Below are 21,119 nucleotides of genomic sequence, written 5' to 3'. Positions count from 1 at the left end.
GCTCACCACCGCCCCTGCTCGGCGTCGAGGAGCGGGGTCCAGAGCCGGCGGCTCAGGGCGCCGAACCGGGTGGGCTCGTCGTCGACCTGCTCGCCGGGACGCGGGGGCTCGGCGCCGGGCAGGGCGCGGTCGGGAGCGAGGCGGCGCCAGGCGGGGTCGGAGCACTCCCCGGGGAACCTCCCGTCGTTCCAGCGCCAGTCGGCGGCGCGGTCGAGCGCCTCGCTGGCGCTCAGGCGGGTGCGTCGGCGGGTGGCGTAGTCGAAGGAGGTCTTCAGCGGCAGCGGCAGCGGCTCGGCGAGGCCGGCGTCGCGCAGGGCGACGAGGTCGCGCAGGTGCTCCAGCGCGCGATGATCGAGGGGGCCGAGGAGCGAGCGGCCGACGGGGTCCTGGCTGCGGCTGTTGGGGTGGCGCCCGAGGGTGTGGGCGGTCCAGGCGTGGTCCTCGTGGGTGGCGGCCAGGGCCAGGAGGCGGATCCAGGATCGGAGGCGGTCCTTGGGGCCGAGCCGGGAGTAGCCGACCGGCACGAGCCGGTCGCCGAAGACCTCCGGGACGGTGCCGCGCAGCCGACGGCCGCCGCCGAGGTCGACGTCGACGTCGACGGCCGTGGCGGGACGGGTGCGCAGCTCGAGGGCCGCCTGGGAGATCGGCCCGGCCTCGCGGACGATGGCCTGCAGGCGCCGCCAGCCCAGGTTGCGCGGCGGCAGCACCCCGCGGCGCCACTCGTGCTCGAGGATGCGCTCGACGGGCGTGCCGGCCAGGAGGTCGCGCAGGACGCGGTCGCCGACCGACCAGGCGGTGAGCTGGTCGATCTCGACGGGCAGGGCGTCGTCGACGGGCGGGTCGTCGTCGCTCAGACCGAGCTGGAGACGCTGGCGCAGGAAGCCCTTGGCGGGGTCGGCCCAGAAGGTCACGAGCTCGTCGAGGGCGACGTCGGCGGCCGGCAGCGGCGCCAGGGGCTCGGCGAGGCCGACGACCTCGACGCGCGGCTGGCGGGCGGCGCGGGCGCCGGCCAGCGAGGAGGGGTCGAAGGAGAACGGTCCGGTGCCCTGCAGCGCGCCGGGCTCGTGGTTGCGGGCGTCGAAGGCCTGCAGCGGGTGGCGGACGGTGACGGCCGCGGACACCGACCTCGTGCCCGAGCCCGCGGCGGGCACGCTCGCGGTGCGGTCGAGGGCGTCGAGCAGCTCCCCGAGCGGCACCGCCGGCGGCCGCGGCTGACCCGACACCTCGTCGGCGCCGGTGTAGGCGACGACGAGGGTCTCGGTGGCGGCGAGGACGGCGTCGAGGAGGAGCTGACGGTCCTCGCTGCGGGGATCGCGCTCGCCGGTGACCGGATCACGGGCCAGGACGTCGTCGCCGTCGGGGACGCCGACGCGCGGGAAGGCGCCGTCGTCGAGGCCCAGCAGGCACACGACGCGGTGGGGCACCGAGCGCATCGGCACCATCGTGCAGACGGTGAGGGTGCCGGTGCGGAAGCTGGCGCGGGTGGGCCGAGCGCCGAGGCGCTCGCCGAGCAGGGCGCGGACGTCGGAGAGGCGCAGTGGGGTGTCGAGCCGCGCCGCGGCGGCCTCGCGCAGCCGCGCCATCTCGCGCTGCAGCTGACCTGCCTGCCAGGCGTCGTCGCGGGAGACCGCGCCGAGCAGCCCGACGCCCTCCTCGAGGACGTCGAGCCAGGTGCCCAGCGGCTGCGGCCCGACGAGCCGCGCCAGCACGCCGCGCAGCCGCGAGAGCAGCTCGGCGAAGCGGCCGGCGAGCTCGACCTGGCCCGAGCCGACGTCGTCGAGGGGCAGCACCTTGTCGAGCCAGGTGCCGGCATCCTCGGAGAGCGCGACGCCGGCGAGGAGGCGGTCCAGACCGAGCTCCCAGGTGTTGGCGACGATCTCGCCGAGGCCGACCTCGGCGCGGTGGGCGGGGTCCAGACCCCACCGGATGCCGGAGACCCGCACCCACTCGACGAGCTGGCGCAGGTCGTCGTCGGTGAGGTCGAAGCGCTCGCGCACGGGCTCGAGGTGGGCGAGGTCGAGCACCTCGCTGGCGGTGGCGCGGCCGTCGGCGAGGGCGAGCAGCGCCTCGAGGACGCCGAGGAGCGGGTTGGTGCTCGTGAGCGAGCGGTCGGCCAGGCGCACCCGCAGCCGGTGGCCGGGGTGGGCGGCCTCGCCGTGGCCGAGGACGCCGAGGTCGGCGAGGCCGAAGGAGGCGGCGACCAGCGGCGCGTAGGCCTCGACGCCGGGGCACATGACCAGGACGTCGCGCGGCTCGAGGGTGGGGTCGTCGGCGAGCAGCCCGAGCAGCACCTCGCGCAGCACCTCGACCTGACGGCTCGGGCCGTGGCAGGCGTGCACCTGCACCGAGCGGTCGTCGGGACGCAGCACGCGCGTGGCCCGCACCTCGGCGGGGGCGGGGGCGTCGGCGCGGAGGTCGTCCTGGAGCCAGCCGAGCAGCCCCGTGCCGGGCTCGGGGCCGCCGGCGACGGGCTCGTCGAGCACCGGGACGGTGGCGAGGGTGCGCTGGAGCTCGCGGACGTCGCGGCCCAGCGTGGCCAGCAGCGGATGGCGCACCTCGCGGTGGGAGGTCTCGCCGCGGCGCGGCACCGGGCCCTCGGCGGCCAGCGGCGCCAGCCGGCGCCACAGCGCGTCGGAGGGGTGCGGCAGCCAGAGGTGGACCTCGCGCTGCTCGGCGAGGGCGGCGAGCAGCCCGACGTCGGTGCGGCTCAGGCGCGTGTGGCCGAACAGCGAGAGCCGCGCCGGCAGGGCCAGGCCCGCGGTGCCCGCGCGCACGGCCGCGACGACGGCGGCGTGCCGCTCGGCGGGCGGGACGGCGTCGACCCGCTCGGCCGCCGCCCGCCACAGCGGCGGCTGCCAGGCGAGGTCGGCGGGGAGCGGACGGCCCAGGCCGTCGGTGGCAGCCCCGGCCGACCAGTCGGCCAGCACCTCGGGACGCTGCGCGGCATACCCGGAGAGCAGCCGGGCCAGCCGCAGCGCGAGGGCGACGCGACGGCCCTGCCGCAGCTCGGCGTCCTCGCCCTCGTGGCCGGCGCCGAGGTGGCGGGCCAGGGGCGCGGCCCAGGCGGCGCGCCCGGCGACGGCGTCGTCGAGGGCGTCGAGAAGCGGCCAGACCAGGCGCTCGGGCGACCACGGGTCGCCGTCGCGGGTGCCGGTGACCTCGGCGATCAGCGCCCACGGGGAGCGCAGCTCGACGCCGGCGCAGACGCCGTCGTCACGGCCCGGGGAGGTGCCGAGGCGGTGGGCCAGGCGCTGGCTGAGCCAGCGCTCGACGCCGGCCGCCGGGACCACCACGAGCTCGCCGGCGAGGGGATCCTCCTGCGGACGCGCGAGCAGCTCGCCGAGGGCGTCGGCGAGGAGATCGGTGCGAGGACCGCGATGGAGGTGGAGCGGCACGGGAGACACCCTGGCAGACCGGTCCGACACTCCCCGCAGCCGACGGGCCCCGCTGTGGAGAGGACTCGTGGAGAGGACCCGTGGAGAGGACCTGGGAGGGGAGCGCCGATCAGCGCTCCTGGAACTCCTCGTCGGCCTGCCCGATCTCCTTCTCCAGCGCCGCGACCGCCTCGGGGCGGCCGTGGAAGCGGCGGTAGCTGTAGACGATGAGCCCGATCGCGATGAGGCTCGAGCCGATCTGCGTGACGCCGGTGGCGGCACCGCCCGGCAGCCACCACGTCTCGGCGACCGGCCACCATGCGGGGACCTCGGGCTTGAGGATCCACAGCACGCCCAGCGGGAGCAGGGCGACCGCGATGGTCGTGGAGGCGACGATCCGCGGCCACGTCTCGACGCTCTCCGCGGCGCCCTTGAGGGCGCGGTACTTCACGGGATCGAGGCGCCGCTCGGCCCACTCGTACTGCTGGGAGAGCACGGCCAGGGCCGCGAAGATCATCAGCAGCCCCGGGCCCGGGAGCACGAGCGCGGCGATGCCGGCGACGAGCAGAGTCCATCCGACGACCTCGAGGGCGAGCCGGCGGGCAGCGTTCATGGCGAGAGCGTAGCCAGACGGGCCCAGGGTGTCCGGGGGTTCGGGGTGCGGGGGCGACCAACGAGAAGTTCCCCGGCTGACCGGGGAACTTCTGATTGGTCAGGGAAAATTGGGGCCCATCTCGCCCAAGTTCCCCTGACCAATCGGCTCGCCCTCCACAGGCGGACGGGCCTCCTCACCGCCCCTGATCGGCCGCGGGAGGGCCGACCTGAGGCCTGGTCCAGACGCCCGGGACGGGTCGGGCCATAGGTCCTCGCGGGCCCCTCGGATCGTCCTAGCCTCGCGGAGTTCCACCGTGGACGACGGGGTCCGCGGTTCGAGGGAGGGAGACCCATGGAGCGTCCGTTCAAGCGTGCCTTCGCCACGCTGTGCCTCACCGTCGGCCTGTCGGTCGCCGGAGGCGCCCTGAGCCTGCCCGGCGCCCACGCGGCCCCGGCCCCGGCGAAGGCGTCGGTGGCCGCGAAGGTCACCATCACCGCCAGCGACTGCTCGGCCGAGCAGGCCGCCAACGCCAAGGCCGCCAAGAGCCGCAAGGCCGCGTACGCGAAGGTCAAGCGCGACGCCGCCGCGGTCAAGAAGGCCAAGCGCAGCTACGAGAAGGCCCAGACCAAGGCCGGCAAGAAGAAGGCCAAGAAGCGCTACCAGGCCGCCAAGGCCAAGAAGGCCCGCGACACCAAGGCGTTCAAGAGCGCCGTCGCGAAGCACCGCGCCGCCTCGAAGGCCTACCAGGAGTGCAAGAAGGGCCCGGCCAACCCGCTGCAGGGCGCCTGCGACGCCGGTCTGCCCCAGGGCATCTGCGACGCCTTCGCGACGCTCCCGGCGATCCCGAGCACCGGCCAGGGCTCCAGCCCGATCCAGACCCTGTGCACCGTCGGCCTGCCGCAGGCCATCTGCGACGCGACCGCCGCCCTGCCGCTCGGCACGAACGGCGCCTCGCCGATCCAGCCGCTCTGCGACGCCGGCCTCCCGCAGGCGATCTGCGACCTCGCCTCCGGCCAGGTGCCCAGCGCGCCGAGCCTGCCCGGCATCCCGAACGTCTCGGGTCTGCCGATCCCGGCCATCCCCGGCTTCCCGGCCTTCCCGGGCGTGCCGGCGCTGCCGGGCCTGCCCGGTCTGCCGGTCGTCGGTGACGTGCTGAGCACGCTGTGCGGTCTCGTGCCGCAGCTGCCGATCTGCGGCGTCCTCGGGCGCACCGCGGCCTGATCCACCCCGCAGCACCCTGCACCACCCCGCAACAGCGCGACGCCCCCGACCCTCACGGGTCGGGGGCGTCGTGCGTGCTGGGTGGGTGCTGGGCGTGCTGGTGCGTCAGTGCGCGGCGGTGACGCTCTCCGCGTCCTTCTGCACCGCGCGCTTGGAGGCGATCAGGCTGGTCGTGGTGGTGACCACGAGGATGCCGAGGATGACGGCGAGCGAGCCGAGCGTCGGGATCTCGGGGACCTGCTTCCACACCAGGTGCGCCCAGTGCAGCACCAGCTTGACGCCGATGAAGCCGAGGATCGCGGCCAGGCCGTAGGAGAGGTGCACCAGCTTGGCCAGCGCGCCCTCGAGCACGAAGTACAGGGCGCGCAGACCCAGCAGCGCGAAGGCGTTGGTGGCGAAGACCAGGTACGGGTCGCCGGTGATGCCGTAGACGGCCGGCACGGAGTCGATGGCGAAGACGACGTCGGTGGCGAAGACCGCGACGACCACCAGGGCCAGCGGGGTGAGGGCGCGGCGGACGCGGCCGTCCTGGGTGATGCGGGTGAGCATCTTCGGGCCCTCGTAGTCGTCGGTGACCGGCATCAGGCGACGCGTGAGCCGCACGATGCGCATGTCGTCGACGGCCACCGTGTGCTCGTCACCGCGGATGGCGTCGCGCAGCAGCTTCAGGCCGGTGAGCAGCAGGACGAGACCGAAGATGAGGAAGACCCAGTCGAAGGCGCTCAGCGCGGCGGCGCCGAGGGCGATGAAGATGCCGCGCAGGATCAGCGCGCCGACGATGCCGTAGAGCAGCACCCGCTGCTGCAGGGCCGCCGGCACCGCGAACGCCGCGAGCAGCAGCATGAAGACGAACAGGTTGTCGACGCTCAGCGTCTTCTCGACGAGGTAGCCGGTGTAGTACTCGACGCCGCGCTCGGAGCCGTGCTGGCTCCACACGTAGGTGCCGAAGAGCAGGGGCAGCGCGACGTAGAACGCCGACCAGCCGATGGCCTCCTTCATGGAGACCTCGTGCGGCTTGCGGGTGGCGATGAAGTCGACGACCAGCAGCGCGATGACCGCGCCGATGGTGAGGGTCCACAGCATCGGGGTGCCGATGGAGTCGATCATGGGGTTGCCTCTCGAGTGGGTCACGGACGTCGTTCGTGACGGACTCGAGGTCTCTCCCACCCGTGTGGATCCACGGGCACCTGGCCGGGACGCCGGTGGCGGCGTCGTACTGACCGAGCAGGTCGAGCGGGATACTCCCCTCGTGTCCAAGGATAGTCGAGGTGTACCCGCCTGATCCAATCGTCGAACCGGGTCGACCGAGGATCCACCTGCGGGTGAGGCCGCGGCCGCGACCTGGGAGGCTGGAGGGGTGTCCGACGCCGTCCGCCCGTCCCCGAGCTCCCACGGTTCCGCACCCGATGCCGCCGCCGTCCGTGCCGCCGCGCGCGGACTGGCCGACGTCGTGGCGCCCACGCCGCTGCAGCGTCACGACCGCCTCTCCGCCCTGCTCGGGCTCGACGTCCGGCTCAAGCGCGAGGACCTCCAGCCGGTGCGCTCCTACAAGCTGCGCGGCGCCTACACCCTCCTCGCGAGCCTCGACGCCGAGCAGCGCGCGGCGGGCGTCACCTGCGCCAGCGCCGGCAACCACGCGCAGGGCGTCGCGTTCGCCTGCGCCCGGGCCGGCGTCCGGGCCCGCATCCACCTGCCGCGCACCACCCCGCGCCAGAAGCGCGACCGGGTCGCCGCGCTCGGCGGCGGACTGGTCGAGGTCGTCGTGGTGGGCGACGCCTACGACGACGCCGCGGCCGCCAGCCGCGCGCACGCCGAGGCCACCGGCGCCACCGAGGTGCCGGCCTTCGACGATCCCCGCACCATCGCCGGCCAGGGGACGATGACGCTGGAGGTGCTCGACCAGCTCCGCGAGGAGCTCGCCGGACCGCCGGCCGCGCTCGTCGTGCCCGTCGGCGGCGGCGGGCTGCTCGCCGGCGCGCTGGCGCTGCTGGGCGAGGAGGCGCCGTCGGTGCGGGTGCTCGGCGCCGAGCCCGCGGGCGCCGCCAGCATGGCGGCCGCGCTCGCGGCGGGCGCGCCCGTCGACCTCGAGGCCTTGGACGGGTTCGTCGACGGCGCCGCCGTGCGCCGCGTCGGCGTCCACACCCACGCGCTCGTGGCCGCGCACCGGCCGCCGCTCGTGGCCGTCCCCGAGGGGCTGGTGTGCGTGGAGATGCTCGACCTCTACCAGTCCGACGGGATCATCGCCGAGCCCGCCGGCGCGCTGGCCACCGCCGCGCTGCGCCTGCCCGAGACCCTCGCCGCGCTCGACCTCGCGCCCGGCTCCACCGTCGTCGCCGTGCTATCCGGCGGCAACAACGACGTCAGCCGCTACGCCGAGATCGTCGAGCGCGCGCTCGTGCACGAGGGCCTCAAGCACTACTTCCTCGTCGAGTTCCCTCAGGAGCCCGGCGCCCTGCGCCGCTTCCTCGACGAGGTGCTCGGCCCCGACGACGACATCACGCTCTTCGAGTACGTCAAGCGCAGCAACCGCGAGACCGGCCCCGCGCTGGTCGGCGTCGAGCTGCAGGACCCCGCCGACCTCGCCGGCCTGCTCGCCCGCATGGACGACTCCCCGCTGCGGGTGGTGCCGGTGCCGCCGGAGAGCCCGCTGTTCCGGTTCGTGCAGTAGGGCCGGGGGGGCAGTTTCCCCGGATATCCGGGGAAGCTGGACGTTGTCAGGGGAGGCTTCCCCTGACAACGTCCTGTTCCCCCTGACCTGATCCCCCTCAGGTGGCCATGAACAGGATCATGTCGCGGTCGTAGGTGCGGCCGGGGTGGTCGGCGGCGAGGTGCTCCTGGACGCGGTCGACGAGATCGTCCTCGTCGGTGCCGACGACCCGGACTCCGCAGGGGCAGGTGAGGCGGGTGCGCATCGGCGCAGGATCGACCTCCGGCGCCGATCGCGCAAGGGGTCGCGCCCACGGTCTGGACCATCGCGAAGGTCCGGACGACGACGGCCGATGGAGGACGCGTCGGTCCCCCGGCCGACGCCTCGTCGACCCCCGTCGACGCCATCCCCCCACCACAGGAGAACACCGTGCTCCCACGTCGCATCCGCTCCTCGCTGCTCGGCAGCGTCACCGTCCTCGCCGTCGCCTCCGGCGGCCTGACCCTCGCCGGTCCCGGCGCGTTCGCCGCCGACGGCGCGACCGCCGGTCGCACCGGCGCGGCCCACCGGGTCAGCGCCGACGCCGCCTGCCGCAAGGCCGGCACGAGCGTCGCCTCGGCCCGCGCTGCGGTCAAGAAGGCCCCCGGCCGCTCGGTCAAGGCCGTCCGCGCCCGCACCGGCCTGGCCAAGGCGCTCGTCGCCCAGGGCCGCGCGTGCCTGCGCACCGTGTCGGTGGACGACCTGATCGCGATGCTGCCGCCCGACGTGGCCGCCGAGGTCTCCGACCTGATCGCCCAGATCAAGGAGCGGCTCGGCACCGTCTCCGAGAGCATCCCCGGCTCCAACGCCGCGGAGCTCGACAAGATCATCAGCCGCCTCGACGCCCTCGACGCCGACCGCGTCGTCGGCCTGCTCGCCGACCTCGCCGACCAGCTCGCGGAGGTCGGCGACGACCCCGACGCCGTGGCCACCATCCTCACCACCGTCTTCGACGGCATGGGCGACGACCCGGGCAGCCAGTCCACCGACGACCCGGGCGACGACGCCACCGGCGACACCGACCCCGGCGACGGCTCCTTCGACGACGGCACCGACGACGGGTCCGACGAGCTGGGCGACGGCACCGACCTCACCAACGGCACCGACCTGCCCGACCTCGCCACGATCCTCCAGCAGCTCGTCGACGAGCTGCGCTCCGGCGACCTCACCGGCGCCTGGACCCAGGTGCGCGGCCACGTCAAGGACATCGTCTCGATCCTCCGCGACACCGCCGAGCAGCTGAGCGCCTCGCACCCCGAGCTGCAGGTGCTCGTCGACCTCTTCGACGAGATCGGCTTCGGCGACCTCGACGGCACCGGCACGACCACCCCCGGCGTCGACGACCTCGCCGACGGCTTCGCGGCCGTCCTGGGCCACCTCTTCGACCAGGTCGGACGCGGCTCGGGCTCCATCGAGCACGGCATCGGCGGCCTGCTCGGCAGCGGCCCCGGCGGCACCGTGTTCCACGAGCTCTTCGGCACCGGCGCCGGGACGGCGTCGGCCGACCTGGCCGACTTCCTCGGCGGACTGTTCGGCGGCCTCGGCTCCGGCGGTCTGTTCGGCGGGCTGTTCGGCGGGCTGTTCGGCGGCTCGGGCGGCGCTGGCGGGACCGGCGGGGCTGGCGGCTTCTTCGGCGGCCTGCTCGGCAGCCACCAGGGCTGAGGCCGTCCGTCGGCTGCGGGGATCTCGACAGGCTCGATCACCGGACCCCGCGGCTCGATCACCGGAGCCCACCACCAGACACGACGACGGGGTGCGACCAGCAGGTCGCACCCCGTCGTCGGTTCGAGCGCGTCAGGCCTTCTGGCCCGCCAGCCGCAGCCAGGTGGAGACGACGGTGTCGGGGTTGAGCGACATCGACTCGATGCCCTGCTCCAGCAGCCACTCCGCGAGGTCGGGGTGGTCGGAGGGGCCCTGGCCGCAGATGCCGACGTACTTGCCCTGCTTGCGGCAGGCGGCGATCGCCAGCTCGAGCATGTGCTTGACGGCGGGGTCGCGCTCGTCGAAGCCGGCGGCGACCAGACCGGAGTCGCGGTCGAGGCCCAGCGTCAGCTGGGTCATGTCGTTGGAGCCGATCGAGAAGCCGTCGAAGTGCTCGAGGAACTGCTCGGCGATGACGGCGTTCGAGGGCAGCTCGCACATCATGACGACCTGCAGGTCGTTCTCGCCGCGGCGCAGGCCGTGCTCGCCCAGCAGCCGGACGACGCCCTCGGCCTCGGCCAGGGTGCGCACGAACGGGATCATGATCTTGACGTTGGTCAGGCCCATCTCGTCGCGCACGAACCGCAGCGCCTCGCACTCCATGGCGAAGCACTCGGCGAAGTCGGCCGAGAGGTACCGCGACGCGCCGCGGTAGCCGATCATCGGGTTCTCCTCGTGCGGCTCGTAGGCCGGGCCGCCGACGAGGTTGGCGTACTCGTTGGACTTGAAGTCGCTCATGCGCACGATCACCGGCTCCGGCGCGAAGGCCGCGGCGATGGTGGCGACGCCCTCGGCGACGCGCTGGACGAAGAACTCCCGCGGGCCGGGGTAGGCGGCGATGGTCTCCTCGATGTCGGCGCGCAGGCCCGGCTCGAGGGAGCCGGGGTCCGCGGCGAGGTCGAGCAGCGCCTTGGGGTGGATGCCGATCTGGCGGTTGATGATGAACTCCAGCCGCGCCAGGCCGACGCCGCTGTGCGGGAGCCGCGAGAAGGAGAAGGCCTGCTCGGGGGTGCCGACGTTCATCATGATCTTCACCGGCACGTCGGGCATGGAGTCCAGCTCGGTGCGCTCGACGTCGAAGGCCAGCGTGCCCTCGTAGACCAGGCCGGTGTCGCCCTCGGCGCAGGAGACGGTGACCTCGCGGCCGTCGGCGAGGTCGCGCGTCGCGGAGCCGGTGCCGACGACGGCGGGGATGCCGAGCTCGCGGGCGATGATCGCGGCGTGGCAGGTGCGGCCGCCGCGGTTGGTGACGATCGCCGAGGCGCGCTTCATGATCGGCTCCCAGTCGGGGTCGGTCATGTCGGCGACGAGCACCTCGCCGGGGGTGAAGGTGTGCATGTCCTCGATCGAGGTGAGCACGCGCACCGCGCCGGCGCCGATCTTCTGGCCGATCGCTCGGCCCTCGACGAGGACGTCGGCGGCCGCGGAGGCCGCCTTGTCCATGCGGTAGCGCTCGAGGGCGCCCGAGCGACGCGACTGCACGGTCTCGGGGCGCGCCTGCAGGATGTAGAGCTGCCCGTCGAGGCCGTCGCGGCCCCACTCGATGTCCATGGGGCGGCCGTAGTGCTGCTCGATGGTCAGCGCGTGGCGGGCCAGCTCGGTGACCTCGTCGTCGGAGAGGCTCAGCAGCCGGCTCTCGGCGGGGTCGACCTCGACGAACTCGGTGGTGCGCCCGACGGTGGCGTCGGTGGTGTAGACCATCTTGGTGGCCTTCGCGCCCACGCCGCGCTTGAGGATCGCCGGGCGGCCCTCGCGCAGCGACGGCTTGTAGACGTAGAACTCGTCGGGGTTCACCGCACCCTGGACGACGCCCTCGCCCAGGCCGTAGGCGGAGGTGATGAAGACGGCGTCGTCGAAGCCGGACTCGGTGTCCATGGTGAACATGACGCCGGAGGCGCCGATGTCCGAGCGCACCATCCGCTGCACGCCGGCCGAGAGCGCCACGGCGCTGTGCTCGAAGCCGTGGTGCACGCGGTAGGCGATGGCGCGGTCGTTGTAGAGGGAGGCGAAGACCTCGCGGATCGCCAGCAGCACGGCGTCGATGCCGCGCACGTTGAGGAAGGTCTCCTGCTGGCCGGCGAACGAGGCGTCGGGGAGGTCCTCGGCGGTCGCCGAGGAGCGGACGGCGAAGGACGGCTCCTCGCCGGAGGCCTCGCGGGCCTCCGCGGCGAGCTGCTCGTAGGCGCCGCGGACGTCGGCCTCGAGGTCGGCCGGGAACGGCTGGGCGACGACGGCCTCGCGGATCTCACGACCCACCTCGGCGAGGCGGCGCACGTCGTCGGTGTCGAGGTCGCGCAGCAGGCCGTCGATGCGCTCGGCTAGGCCCGTGTCGCCGATGAAGCGGTGGAAGGCGTCCGCGGTGGTGGCGAAGCCGTTGGGCACCCGCACGCCGAGGTCGGCGAGCTGGGAGACCATCTCGCCCAGGGAGGAGTTCTTGCCGCCGACCTCCTCGAGGTCGGCCATGCCGAGCTCGGAGAACCAGCGGACGTTCGCGGTGGGGGTGTTCGGGCTCATCGTTGCTCTTCCTGGTGGCGGGTGCGGCGAACCATCGGGGCGGACCCGGACGTCGTCAGGGTCTGGAGGATGACGGTGGAGATCTCCTCGACCGAGCGGGCGGAGGAGTCGATCGACGGGACGCGGTGGGCGTGGAACAGGTCCGCGGCCCGCCGCAGCTCCCACCGGCACTGCTCGGGGCTGGCGTAGCGGGACCCGGGCCGGCGCTCGTGGCGCACGCGGCTGAGCCGGTCGACGGTGGTGGTGATGCCGAAGCAGCGGTCCCGGTAGGGACGCACCGGCTCGGGCAGCTCGGAGCTCTCGAGGTCCTCGTCGACGAGGGGGTAGTTCGCGACGTACAGGCCATGTTGGAGGGCCAGGTACATCGAGGTCGGCGTCTTCCCACACCTGGAGGGTGCGAGAAGGATCACGTCGGCCTTGTCGAGGGCCCGCAGGGACTGTCCGTCGTCGTGCTCGATGGTGAACTCGACCGCCGCCATCCGGGCGTTGTAGCGCTTGATGTCGCCGACGCCGTGCAGGCGCAGCGCCTCGTGCCGTCCGGGGCGGCCGAGGGCCTCCTCGACGCGGGCCATGTGCATGCCGAAGAAGTCGACGAACGGGGCACGGGTGCGGGCGAGCTCCTGGCGCACGGCGTCCTCGGCGGCGGTGGTGAAGACCAGCGGGGCGACCGGTCCGGCGTCGAGGACGGCGTCGATGGTCTCGACCACCGCCCGGGCGGCCTCCACCGAGGAGATGAACGGGATGGTGGTGCGCTCGAAGCGCAGGTCGGGGAACTGGATGAGCAGCGCGTTGCCCATCGTCTCCGCCGAGATGCCGGTGCTGTCGGACAGGAAGAACACCGGGACGACGACGTCCGGCTCCGCGTGCGACTCGCTCATGGTCCCCCCTCCGGGACGCGCCGCCGGGCATGGCGGCAGGCAGGCAGACCCAACCACACCACGCGGCCGGGCGACAGGGCCGACCGGCCCCTGAGCACGCGCGCGCCGGCCGGCGCGGGCGGCCGGCGCGGCCGTCGGGCTGCGGCGCTCAGGCGCCGAGACGGGCCAGGAGGCGCTGGACGCGGTCGGGGCGACGCCGCTCGAGCTCGTCGAGCACCGTGGCGCGCAGGTCGGCCACCCGGATGAGCGAGCCGGACGACCCGGAGCGGGCCAGGGCGCGGTCGGTGGCGTGCCAGAGGTCGTCGAGGGCGCGGTCGTCGAGCCCGGCGAGCACCCGCTGACGCAGCGGATCGCCGTCGGGTCTGCGCAAGGCCTCGGCCAGGACCGGGCCGGGCACGGCCAGGCTCGGACCGCGTCGACGCGACGTGCGCACCCTCATCAGATCCTCCTCCTCCGTCGCCCGGGCGACGGCCCTCCGGGACGCTACTCCCGCGCGGCGCGAACGCCGGGATCTCGGCCCGGTGCGTCGCGACGCGGCACGGGGGCGGCCATCCGCACCACGCGGTCGACCAGGTCCAGGCCGACGGGAGCGTGGGTGATCCACAGGACCGCGCGACGACGCGGCCCGGCGAGCACCTCGCGCGCCAGGGCGCGGGCGGTGGGGGCGTCGAGGTGCGCGGCCGGCTCGTCGAGGACCAGGACGGGGGCGTCGGCGAGGATCGCCCGGGCGATCGCGAGCCGGGCCCGCTCGCCGCCGGAGACCTCGGCGTGGCCGGTGCCGAGCAGGGTGTCCAGGCCGTCGGGCAGGTCGTCGAGCCAGGCCCCGAGGCGGGCGGTCCGCAGGGCTGCGGCGACCTCGCGACGGGTGGCCTCGGGCCGGGCCAGACGGACGTTCTCCAGCACGCTGGTGGCGAAGACGTGCGGGTCGTCGTCGACGAGCCCGACCCGGGCGCGGACGTCGTCGGGCGCGAGGCTGCGCAGGTCGGTGCCGCCCAGCTCGACGCGGCCGCGCCGCGGGTCGAGGAAGCGCAGGGCGAGCGCGGCGGCGGTGCTCTTGCCGCAGCCGGACGGGCCCACGAGGGCCACGCGCTCGCCGGGCTCGAGCACGAGGTCGAGGGGCGGGAGCGTCGGGCCGGCGGAGGTCCAGCGGGCCCGGGCGCCGCGCCAGGCCAGTCCGGTGGGCTCGCCGGGGCCGGTGGGAGCCGGGATCGTCACCGTCTGGCGCACGGCCGGCGTCTGACGCGTCCAGCGCTCGAGGCGGGCGGCGGCCGCGGCGGTGCGCACGGCCAGCGCGCCGGCGTCGGCGACGGGCAGCCACACGTCGAGCAGGGCGAGCGGCAGCAGGGTCAGCAGCGCGAGCACCGGGCCGCTCACGGCGCCGCGCGCCACGGCGTCGGCGCCGAGGACGCCGAGGGCGGCGACGCTCGCGCCGGCGACGGCGAGGGTCCACAGGCGAGCCGTGGCGGGGCCGATCGCGGCCCGCAGGAGCGCGAGGGCCATCCGCGCGGACGCCCGCTCGGCGGCGTCGAGCCCGGCCTGCTCGGCCTGCCAGGCCCGCAGCTCGGGCGCCGTCGCCACAGCCTCGACCACCGCGGCCGACAGCTCCGCGCGGGCCGCGACGGCGGCGGGCTCGGCGTGGCGCACGGCGAGGTGGGCCAGCGTCCACGATCCGCCGACCGCGAGCAGGCAGGCCAGGCCGACGACGACGCCGGCCGCGGGCAGCAGCACCGCCGCGACGCCCGTGGCCAACGTCGAGACCAGCACGGCCGCCTGCAGGGGCAGCCGCACCCGCAGCGCGCGATCGACGACCGCGTCGACGTCGTCGACCAGCGAGGCCAGCACCTCGCCGCGGCGACCGGCCGCCCCGAGGCGGGCCGGCACCAGCGGCACGATCGCGTCGTAGACCTCCACGCGACGCCGGGCCAGCAGGCGCAGCGCGGCGTCGTGGGAGCGCAGCCGCTCCACGTAGCGCAGCACGGGGCGGCCCAGGCCGAAGGCGCGGACGCCGACGATCGCGACGAGCAGCGTCAGCACGGGCGGGCGCGCGGAGGCCTGGACGATGAGCCAGCCGGCCGTCGCGGTCAGGGCGACGCCGCTGGCCGAGGCGAGCGCGCCGACGAGCCCGTCGGCCCAGAGCCGGACGGCGAGCCGGCGCGGCGAGGTCTGCTCGGGGGGCTCGGTGGCCGGCGCGAGCGCCGCCGGCGGCAGGTCGTCGTCCTCGTCGTCCCCCTCGTCCTCCCCCGGCCTCTCGAGCTCGGCCACCCCGGTGATCCCGGCCATCCCGGGCAGGTCGAGGCGGTGTCCGGCGAGGGCGATGAGCGTCTCGTCGTGCGCGACGGCGACGACCGCCGCCCGCTGCGAGAGCGCGAGGACGGCGTCGAGCACGACGCGCGCGGTGATCTCGTCGAGGTGGGCGGTGGGCTCGTCGAGGAGCACCCAGGTGCGTCCGCCGACCGCGACCGCCAGCACGATCCGCGCCAGCGCGAGACGGGCCCGCTCGCCGGCCGAGAGCGGGGCACCGTCCTCGCCGACGTCGGCGTCGAGGCCGCCGGGCAGGTCACGGACGCGCTCGGCGAGGGCGACCGCCGCGAGGGCGTCCCAGAGCTCGTCGTCGGTGGCGGCGGGGACGGCCAGGCGCAGGGTGGCGGCGATGCTGCCGGAGCAGAACAGCGGCCGCTGCGGCAGGTGCGCGACCTGGGCGCGCCAGGCGTCGCCGTGCACGGCGACGCCCCGACCGGCCCCGGCCCCGGCTCCGGCTCCGGCGTCGAGGGCCACCCGCACCGAGCCGACCTGCGCGGCGCCGCGGGGCACGCGGTCGGCCAGCACGGCGAGCAGCGTCGACTTGCCGCAGCCCGAGGGCCCGGTGACGACCGTGAGGCCGCGGGCGGGGACGACGTCGTGCACCGGCGCGAGGGCCGGGACCCGGCGTCCGGCGTGGGTGAGGCCGACGCCGTCGAGCACGAGCGCCGAGCCGTGCGCCGCGGCGACGCCGGGGTCGGCCGGCGGGACGGCGTCGAGCAGCGCGGTGGCCGCCTCGAAGGTCGCGACGCCCTCGGCGGCGGCATGGAACTCCGCGCCGACGCGGCGCAGCGGCCAATAGGCCTCCGGGGCGAGGAGCAGCACCAGCAGGGCCGTGGAGAGTTCGAGATGGCCACCGGCGAGGCGGACGCCGACCGTGACGGCGACCAGCGCCACCGAGAGGGTCGCGACGAGCTCGAGCACCGCCGAGGACGCGAACGCGACCTGCAGCGTGGCCTGCGAGGCCCGCCGGTAGCGCTCGGTGAGGGCCGCGATGCGGGCCGACTGGGCCCGCGCCCGCCGGTGCGCCACCAGCGTCGGAAGGCCGCGCACGACGTCGAGGAAGTGCCCCGAGAGCACGCCCATCGCCTGCCACTGCTCGGCCGCTCGATCGCGGGTGGCCAGGCCCACGAGGGCGCCGAAGACCGGCACGAGCGGGAGCGTGGCCGCGACGATCGCCGCGGTGAGGAGGTCCTGGGCGGCGAGGACGAGGACCACCAGCGGCGGCAGCACCACCGCGAGCACCAGCGTCGGCAGGTAGCGGGTGAGGTAGGGCTCGGCGGCGCTGACCCCGCGGGTGAGCAGGACGGCGGTGGCGCCGTCGGCGCGTCCCTCCCCCGCGGTGGCGGGGTCGGCCAGGACGGCCGCGAGCAGGCGCCGGCGCAGCGCCGTGCCGACCCGGCCGGCGGCCCGGGCGGCGGCGAGGTCGCCGAGCCAGCCGACGACGCCGCGGGCCAGCAGCGTCGCCGCCGCGAGCAGGGCCCAGGCGCCGACGCCCCAGCCCCCGAGGTGAGCGCCGTGAGCACCGAGATGAGCGCCGGCGTGCGCGTCGGGCAGCGCCGCGACCACCAGTCCGGTGACCGCGACGGCCTGGCCGACGACGAGCAGCGCCGAGGCGATCCCGGCCGCGACGACCCCCGTCAGCGCGAGGCGGGCGGGAGCGAGGTGGCGGACGAGCCGCGGGTCCAGGGGCCTCATGCCCCCTGCGCCTCCTGGGCTCCCTGGGCTCCCTGAGCCGCGTGGCGACCCGGCATGCCGGACGTCGGGACGGACGTCGAGGCGAGGGCGCCGGGGATGTGCCGGACGCCGATGCGCTGACGGAAGACCCAGTAGGTCCAGGCCTGGTAGACCAGCACGAGCGGGGTGAAGATCACCGCCACCACCGTCATGACCCCGAGCGTGTACGGCGTCGCGGAGGCGTTGGAGGTGGTGAGCGACGAGCCGGCCTCCAGCGTGCTGGGCATGACGTCGGGGAACAGCGCGAGGAACAGCCCGGCCACGGCCACCGCGATGGCGGCGAAGGTGCCGAGGAACGCGCGACCCTCCCGGCTGGCGGTCATCGCTGCGAGGCCCGCCAGCAGCAGCACCGCCGCCACCGCGAACGCCACGGCCGAGGCGAGGGTGCCGGTGAGCAGCTGCGTCCAGCCGAGGAAGGCGACCGCGGCGAGCGCGGCCGGCAGACCGCACCGCAGCGCCAGGCCGCGGGCCTCCGCCCGGACCCCGCCCTCGGTCTTGAGCGCGACGAACGTGGCGCCGTGGGTGAGGAAGAGCAGCGTGGTGGTGACCCCGCCGAGCAGCGCGTAGGGGTTGAGCAGGTTCAGCAGGCCGCCGACGTACTCGTGGTCGGCGTCGAGCGGGACGCCGCGCAGGATGTTCGCGAACGCGACGCCCCACAGCACGCTCGGCAGCACCGAGCCGACGACGATCGCGGCGTCCCAGCGGCGACGCCAGCGGGCGTCGTCGCGCTTGGCCCGGTACTCGAAGGCCAGGCCGCGGACGATGAGCGCCACGAGGATCGCCAGCAGCGGCAGGTAGAACCCGCTGAACAGCGTCGCGTACCACTCGGGGAAGGCGGCGAAGGTGGCGCCGCCGGCGACGAGCAGCCACACCTCGTTGCCGTCCCAGACCGGGCCGATGGTGTTGATGAGGACCCGCCGCTCGGCCTCGGTGCGGCCCAGCACCGGCAGCAGCATGCCGACGCCGAAGTCGAACCCCTCCAGGCAGAAGTAGCCGATCCACAGGACGGTGATGAGACCGAACCAGACGGTCGTGAGCTCCATGACGCTCCCCTTCTCGGGTCTTCGGGTCTTCTCGGCGTGGGGGTCAGTACGCGACCGCGAGCGGCCGGTCGGCGGGATCCGCGGGGTCGTCCCCGGCGGCGGGCGTGGGCTCGACGGGGTCCAGGCCCCGGCGGGCGTAGGTGAGCAGCAGCCGCACCTCGACGACGGCGAGCACCCCGTAGAGGCCGGTGAGCACGATCAGCGAGGTCAGCACCTCGCCGACGCCCATCGACGGGGAGACCGCCCGGGCGGTGGTCATCAGTCCGAAGACCGCCCACGGCTGGCGGCCGAGCTCGGTGAAGATCCAGCCCGCGGAGTTCGCGGCCAGCGGCAGCAGCGGCAGGACGACGGCCACCGGCGTGACCCAGCGTCCGGTGGGGGTGCGGCCGCGGCGGGTGGCCCAGAGGACGCCGGCGCCGATCAGCGCGGCGAGCGTGCCCAGGCCGATCATCAGGCGGAAGGTCCAGTAGGTCACCGGGATGATCGGGGTGTAGTCGCCGGGGCTGTAGTAGGCCTGGCCCGGGTCCTGGCCGTAGGTCGCGCGGTAGCGCGCCTGCAGCTGGTGGATGCCCTCGACGCGGCCGTCGGCGGTGCCGGTGGCCAGGAACGAGAGCAGGTGGGGCACCTTGATCGAGAAGGTCTCGTGCGAGCCGTCGAGGCTCCCGACGGTGAGCAGCGAGAACGGCGCGGAGGACTCGGAGTCGTAGAGCGCCTCGGCGGCGGCCATCTTCATCGGCTGCACCTGCGTCATGACCTTGCCCTGCAGGTCGCCGGTGATCGAGACGCCGACGCCGGTGAGCACCAGCAGGACCGCCGCGCTGCGCACCGCCGCCCGGTAGGCCGCGTGGTCGGCGATCGCCGTCGCGTCCCCGGCGGCTGCGGCGTCGCGGGTGCGGGCCAGGTGCCACAGGGCGATGCCGAGCACGAACGCCGCCGCCGTCAGGTACGCCGAGAGCAGCACGTGCGGGAAGGTCACCAGCTGCACCCGGTTGAACATCACCGCCGCGAAGTCGGTCATCTCCGCGCGGCCGCTCACCGGGTCGTAGGCGTAGCCGACGGGGTGCTGCATGAAGGAGTTCGCCGCGAGGATGAACCACGCCGAGAACAGCGTCCCGACGTGCACCGCCCAGATGCAGGCGGTGTGCACGCGGTCGGAGAGCCGGCCGCGGCCGAAGATCCACAGGCCGAGGAAGGTCGACTCCAGGAAGAACGCCAGCAGCCCCTCGACGGCCAGCGGGGCGCCGAACACGTCGCCCACGAAGCGGGAGTAGTCGCTCCAGGCCATCCCGAACTGGAACTCCTGGACGATGCCGGTGACCACGCCGATGGCGAAGTTGATGAGGAACAGGCGCCCGAAGAACCGCGAGAGCCGCAGCCACCGCTCGTCGCGGCGACGCAGCCACGCCGTCTGGTAGCCGGCCACCAGGGCCGAGAGCCCGATCGAGATCGGGACGAAGAGGAAGTGGTAGACGGTGGTGATGGCGAACTGCCACCGAGCGAGTTCGAGCGGGTCCACGACGGGTCTCCTCCGGGAGCGGCTGGGTCGTCTCCCACGCTAGGAATCCGCGCTCCCGCCGCCCACGGGCCCGCGTCCCGACCTCCTGCGTCCGCTGGGCCCGGCGGGGGTGGGTCGGAGGTCCCGGGGGCGGGGCAGTCTCCCCGGGCATCCGGGGACGCTGGACGTCGTCAGGGGAGGCTTCCCCTGACGACGTCCAGCTCTCCCTGACCTGATCGCCCCGACACAGACCCGGAGGCCGACGTCCGGGAGCGCTCAGGCCACGCTGAGGACGTCGTCGAGCGCCCGACGCGGGCTGCGCGGGGCCTGCCCGATGGGCTGCCAGCCGACGCGGACGAGCAGCTGCGGCTCGAGGAGCCCGCCGAGGACGTCCTGGGCGAGGGCGAGGCGGGTCTCGGGGACCTCGCACACCACCGAGAGCGGGACGATCGAGAGCCCGACGGTGGTGGCGTGCAGCCACAGCGCCGAGAGCGCCTCGCCCACGACGAGCCGGTCGAGGGCGCGGTCGCGGCCGGCCGGGCTGCCGAGGACGAGGAGGCCGTCGGCGGGCTCGAGCTCGCGCTCGGGCTCGATCGCGACGGGCCCGGCGAACGGCACGGGCGCGGGGGCCGCGCCGAGACGGGCGACGGCCCGGGCCTGACGGTCGGCGGCCCGGCCGAGGAGCCGCTCGATGCGCACCCGGTCGGCGAGGTCGACGACGGGCGCCGCGAGGGCGCCGCGACGCGAGGCGACGACGGCGAGGTCGTGCAGGTGGCCCACCGGCACCGGCCAGGTGGTGAAGCGACGCCGGTCGGTGCGGCGTCCGACGACCGCCTCGAGGTCGGTGGCCGCGCTGGGCGAGGGACGTCCGACCCGCAGCCGGAGCCGGGCGAGCGGTCCCGGACCGGCCGGCCGGGCCATCCGGGAGCCGGGCGCCGCGGCCACCGACGGCGCGGAGGGGCGTCCGGGCATCCGCTCGACGTCGACGTCGAACCCGAGCGCGCGGGCGACGAGCACCGCGTGGTCGAGCACCGCGCCGCAGCTGAGCAGCAGCATGCGGGCGTCGTCGTCCCAGTCCCCCACGATGCGGGCGGGGTCGGGATGCAGCTCGAGGACGCCGGGCCCGGGCGCGTGCCAGCGCCACGGCTGGGCGTTGCGGACGCTGGGCGCGAGGCAGGCCAGCTCGACGACGCGACGCAGGTCGGCGACGGTGACGGGGTGCGCGCGCACGGGACCGCGCTCGAGCCTGTCCAGCCCCATGGTCGTCCCCTTCCGCCGTACGACGCTCCGCCCGATCGGCGCGTGCTCCCAGCCTGCCTCCGCGCCCGGGGCCGATCGCAGGGCCCAAGGTCCCGTGCCCGGCGGGCCGTCGGGCTCGTTCCCTCCGGGCAGGGCGAGGTCTACCGTGGACGCATGGCCGACTCCCAGCCCGGCTCGGGCCCTGCCGCGACCCCGCCGATCCGCGTGTTCCTGCTCGACGACCACGAGATCGTGCGTCGCGGCATCAAGGAGCTCCTGGAGTCCGAGGGCGCCGAGGTCGACGACCGTGTCGCCGCCCGGTTCGCGCTGCGGATCGG

At 75.1% G+C, this 21,119-nt stretch carries 14 protein-coding genes; 3 read left to right on the top strand and 11 right to left on the bottom strand.

Annotated features, from left to right (window positions below; all coding sequences use genetic code 11):
- Window positions 1-2: 2 nt before the first annotated feature.
- Both recC and ACZDWJ_RS12365 read right to left on the bottom strand, forming a co-directional pair.
- Complete coding sequence (recC, locus tag ACZDWJ_RS12370) at window positions 3-3,395, bottom strand: exodeoxyribonuclease V subunit gamma (RefSeq protein ID WP_463521264.1); 3,393 nt, start codon at window positions 3,393-3,395, stop codon at window positions 3-5.
- A 109-nt stretch (window positions 3,396-3,504) separates the two neighbouring features.
- Window positions 3,505-3,987 carry a PGPGW domain-containing protein gene (locus ACZDWJ_RS12365; RefSeq protein WP_463521263.1) on the bottom strand — a complete coding sequence of 161 codons (483 nt, stop codon included), beginning with the start codon at window positions 3,985-3,987 and terminating at the stop codon, window positions 3,505-3,507.
- A 333-nt stretch (window positions 3,988-4,320) separates the two neighbouring features.
- Between ACZDWJ_RS12365 and ACZDWJ_RS12360 the strand changes: the two genes are divergently transcribed.
- Window positions 4,321-5,190 (top strand): hypothetical protein, encoded by an 870-nt coding sequence (locus tag ACZDWJ_RS12360; protein WP_463521262.1) that lies wholly within the window; start codon window positions 4,321-4,323, stop codon window positions 5,188-5,190.
- A gap of 105 nt (window positions 5,191-5,295) precedes the next feature.
- Here ACZDWJ_RS12360 and ACZDWJ_RS12355 read toward each other — a convergent pair whose 3' ends face one another.
- Entirely contained in the window at window positions 5,296-6,297 is a 1,002-nt protein-coding gene (locus tag ACZDWJ_RS12355) for a TerC/Alx family metal homeostasis membrane protein (RefSeq protein ID WP_463521261.1), read from the bottom strand.
- A gap of 250 nt (window positions 6,298-6,547) precedes the next feature.
- On the opposite strand from ACZDWJ_RS12355, the gene ilvA reads away from it, so the two are divergent.
- On the top strand, window positions 6,548-7,858 hold the full coding sequence (gene ilvA / locus ACZDWJ_RS12350; RefSeq protein ID WP_463521260.1) for a threonine ammonia-lyase IlvA: 1,311 nt from the start codon (window positions 6,548-6,550) through the stop codon (window positions 7,856-7,858).
- A 97-nt stretch (window positions 7,859-7,955) separates the two neighbouring features.
- Here ilvA and ACZDWJ_RS12345 read toward each other — a convergent pair whose 3' ends face one another.
- On the bottom strand, window positions 7,956-8,102 hold the full coding sequence (locus ACZDWJ_RS12345) for a DUF1059 domain-containing protein (protein WP_463521259.1): 147 nt from the start codon (window positions 8,100-8,102) through the stop codon (window positions 7,956-7,958).
- A 164-nt stretch (window positions 8,103-8,266) separates the two neighbouring features.
- On the opposite strand from ACZDWJ_RS12345, the gene ACZDWJ_RS12340 reads away from it, so the two are divergent.
- Window positions 8,267-9,538 carry a hypothetical protein gene (locus ACZDWJ_RS12340; RefSeq protein ID WP_463521258.1) on the top strand — a complete coding sequence of 424 codons (1,272 nt, stop codon included), beginning with the start codon at window positions 8,267-8,269 and terminating at the stop codon, window positions 9,536-9,538.
- A gap of 132 nt (window positions 9,539-9,670) precedes the next feature.
- On the opposite strand, the gene ppsA is transcribed toward ACZDWJ_RS12340, so the two are convergent.
- From ppsA to ACZDWJ_RS12305, 7 genes are all read right to left on the bottom strand, one after another.
- Window positions 9,671-12,091, bottom strand: coding sequence for a phosphoenolpyruvate synthase (ppsA, locus tag ACZDWJ_RS12335; protein WP_463521257.1), 2,421 nt, complete (start codon window positions 12,089-12,091; stop codon window positions 9,671-9,673).
- Window positions 12,088-12,969: a pyruvate, water dikinase regulatory protein gene (locus ACZDWJ_RS12330; protein WP_463521256.1), complete on the bottom strand. Its 882-nt coding sequence runs from the start codon at window positions 12,967-12,969 to the stop codon at window positions 12,088-12,090. Before ACZDWJ_RS12330 ends, ppsA begins: the two co-directional genes overlap by 4 nt.
- Before the next feature lie 148 nt (window positions 12,970-13,117).
- Window positions 13,118-13,408 (bottom strand): hypothetical protein, encoded by a 291-nt coding sequence (locus ACZDWJ_RS12325; protein ID WP_463521255.1) that lies wholly within the window; start codon window positions 13,406-13,408, stop codon window positions 13,118-13,120.
- A 44-nt stretch (window positions 13,409-13,452) separates the two neighbouring features.
- Complete coding sequence (gene cydD / locus ACZDWJ_RS12320) at window positions 13,453-16,965, bottom strand: thiol reductant ABC exporter subunit CydD (protein ID WP_463521254.1); 3,513 nt, start codon at window positions 16,963-16,965, stop codon at window positions 13,453-13,455.
- Window positions 16,962-18,047, bottom strand: a complete 1,086-nt coding sequence (gene cydB, locus ACZDWJ_RS12315) for a cytochrome d ubiquinol oxidase subunit II (protein WP_463521253.1) — start codon at window positions 18,045-18,047, stop codon at window positions 16,962-16,964. The genes cydD and cydB overlap by 4 nt, the downstream gene beginning before the upstream one ends.
- A 43-nt stretch (window positions 18,048-18,090) precedes the next feature.
- On the bottom strand, window positions 18,091-19,563 hold the full coding sequence (locus ACZDWJ_RS12310; protein ID WP_463521252.1) for a cytochrome ubiquinol oxidase subunit I: 1,473 nt from the start codon (window positions 19,561-19,563) through the stop codon (window positions 18,091-18,093).
- A gap of 255 nt (window positions 19,564-19,818) precedes the next feature.
- Window positions 19,819-20,802 carry a hypothetical protein gene (locus ACZDWJ_RS12305; RefSeq protein ID WP_463521251.1) on the bottom strand — a complete coding sequence of 328 codons (984 nt, stop codon included), beginning with the start codon at window positions 20,800-20,802 and terminating at the stop codon, window positions 19,819-19,821.
- Window positions 20,803-21,119 lie beyond the last annotated feature (317 nt).

The sequence above is a fragment of the Nocardioides sp. B129/18 genome (genome assembly GCF_055282735.1).
The sequence above is the reverse complement of the archived record's forward strand: the minus strand, read 5'-3'. Positions and strand labels throughout refer to the sequence as shown.

What these genes read in the sequence shown, in the direction of transcription:
- ACZDWJ_RS12365 (WP_463521263.1), bottom strand. Translation starts at nt 3,987, where the DNA reads ATGAACGCTGCCCGCCGGCTCGCCCTCGAGGTCGTCGGATGGACTCTG.
- ACZDWJ_RS12360 (WP_463521262.1), top strand. Translation starts at nt 4,321, where the DNA reads ATGGAGCGTCCGTTCAAGCGTGCCTTCGCCACGCTGTGCCTCACCGTC.
- ACZDWJ_RS12355 (WP_463521261.1), bottom strand. Translation starts at nt 6,297, where the DNA reads ATGATCGACTCCATCGGCACCCCGATGCTGTGGACCCTCACCATCGGC.
- ACZDWJ_RS12345 (WP_463521259.1), bottom strand. Translation starts at nt 8,102, where the DNA reads ATGCGCACCCGCCTCACCTGCCCCTGCGGAGTCCGGGTCGTCGGCACC.
- ppsA (WP_463521257.1), bottom strand. Translation starts at nt 12,091, where the DNA reads ATGAGCCCGAACACCCCCACCGCGAACGTCCGCTGGTTCTCCGAGCTC.
- ACZDWJ_RS12330 (WP_463521256.1), bottom strand. Translation starts at nt 12,969, where the DNA reads ATGAGCGAGTCGCACGCGGAGCCGGACGTCGTCGTCCCGGTGTTCTTC.
- ACZDWJ_RS12325 (WP_463521255.1), bottom strand. Translation starts at nt 13,408, where the DNA reads ATGAGGGTGCGCACGTCGCGTCGACGCGGTCCGAGCCTGGCCGTGCCC.
- cydD (WP_463521254.1), bottom strand. Translation starts at nt 16,965, where the DNA reads ATGAGGCCCCTGGACCCGCGGCTCGTCCGCCACCTCGCTCCCGCCCGC.
- cydB (WP_463521253.1), bottom strand. Translation starts at nt 18,047, where the DNA reads ATGGAGCTCACGACCGTCTGGTTCGGTCTCATCACCGTCCTGTGGATC.
- ACZDWJ_RS12305 (WP_463521251.1), bottom strand. Translation starts at nt 20,802, where the DNA reads ATGGGGCTGGACAGGCTCGAGCGCGGTCCCGTGCGCGCGCACCCCGTC.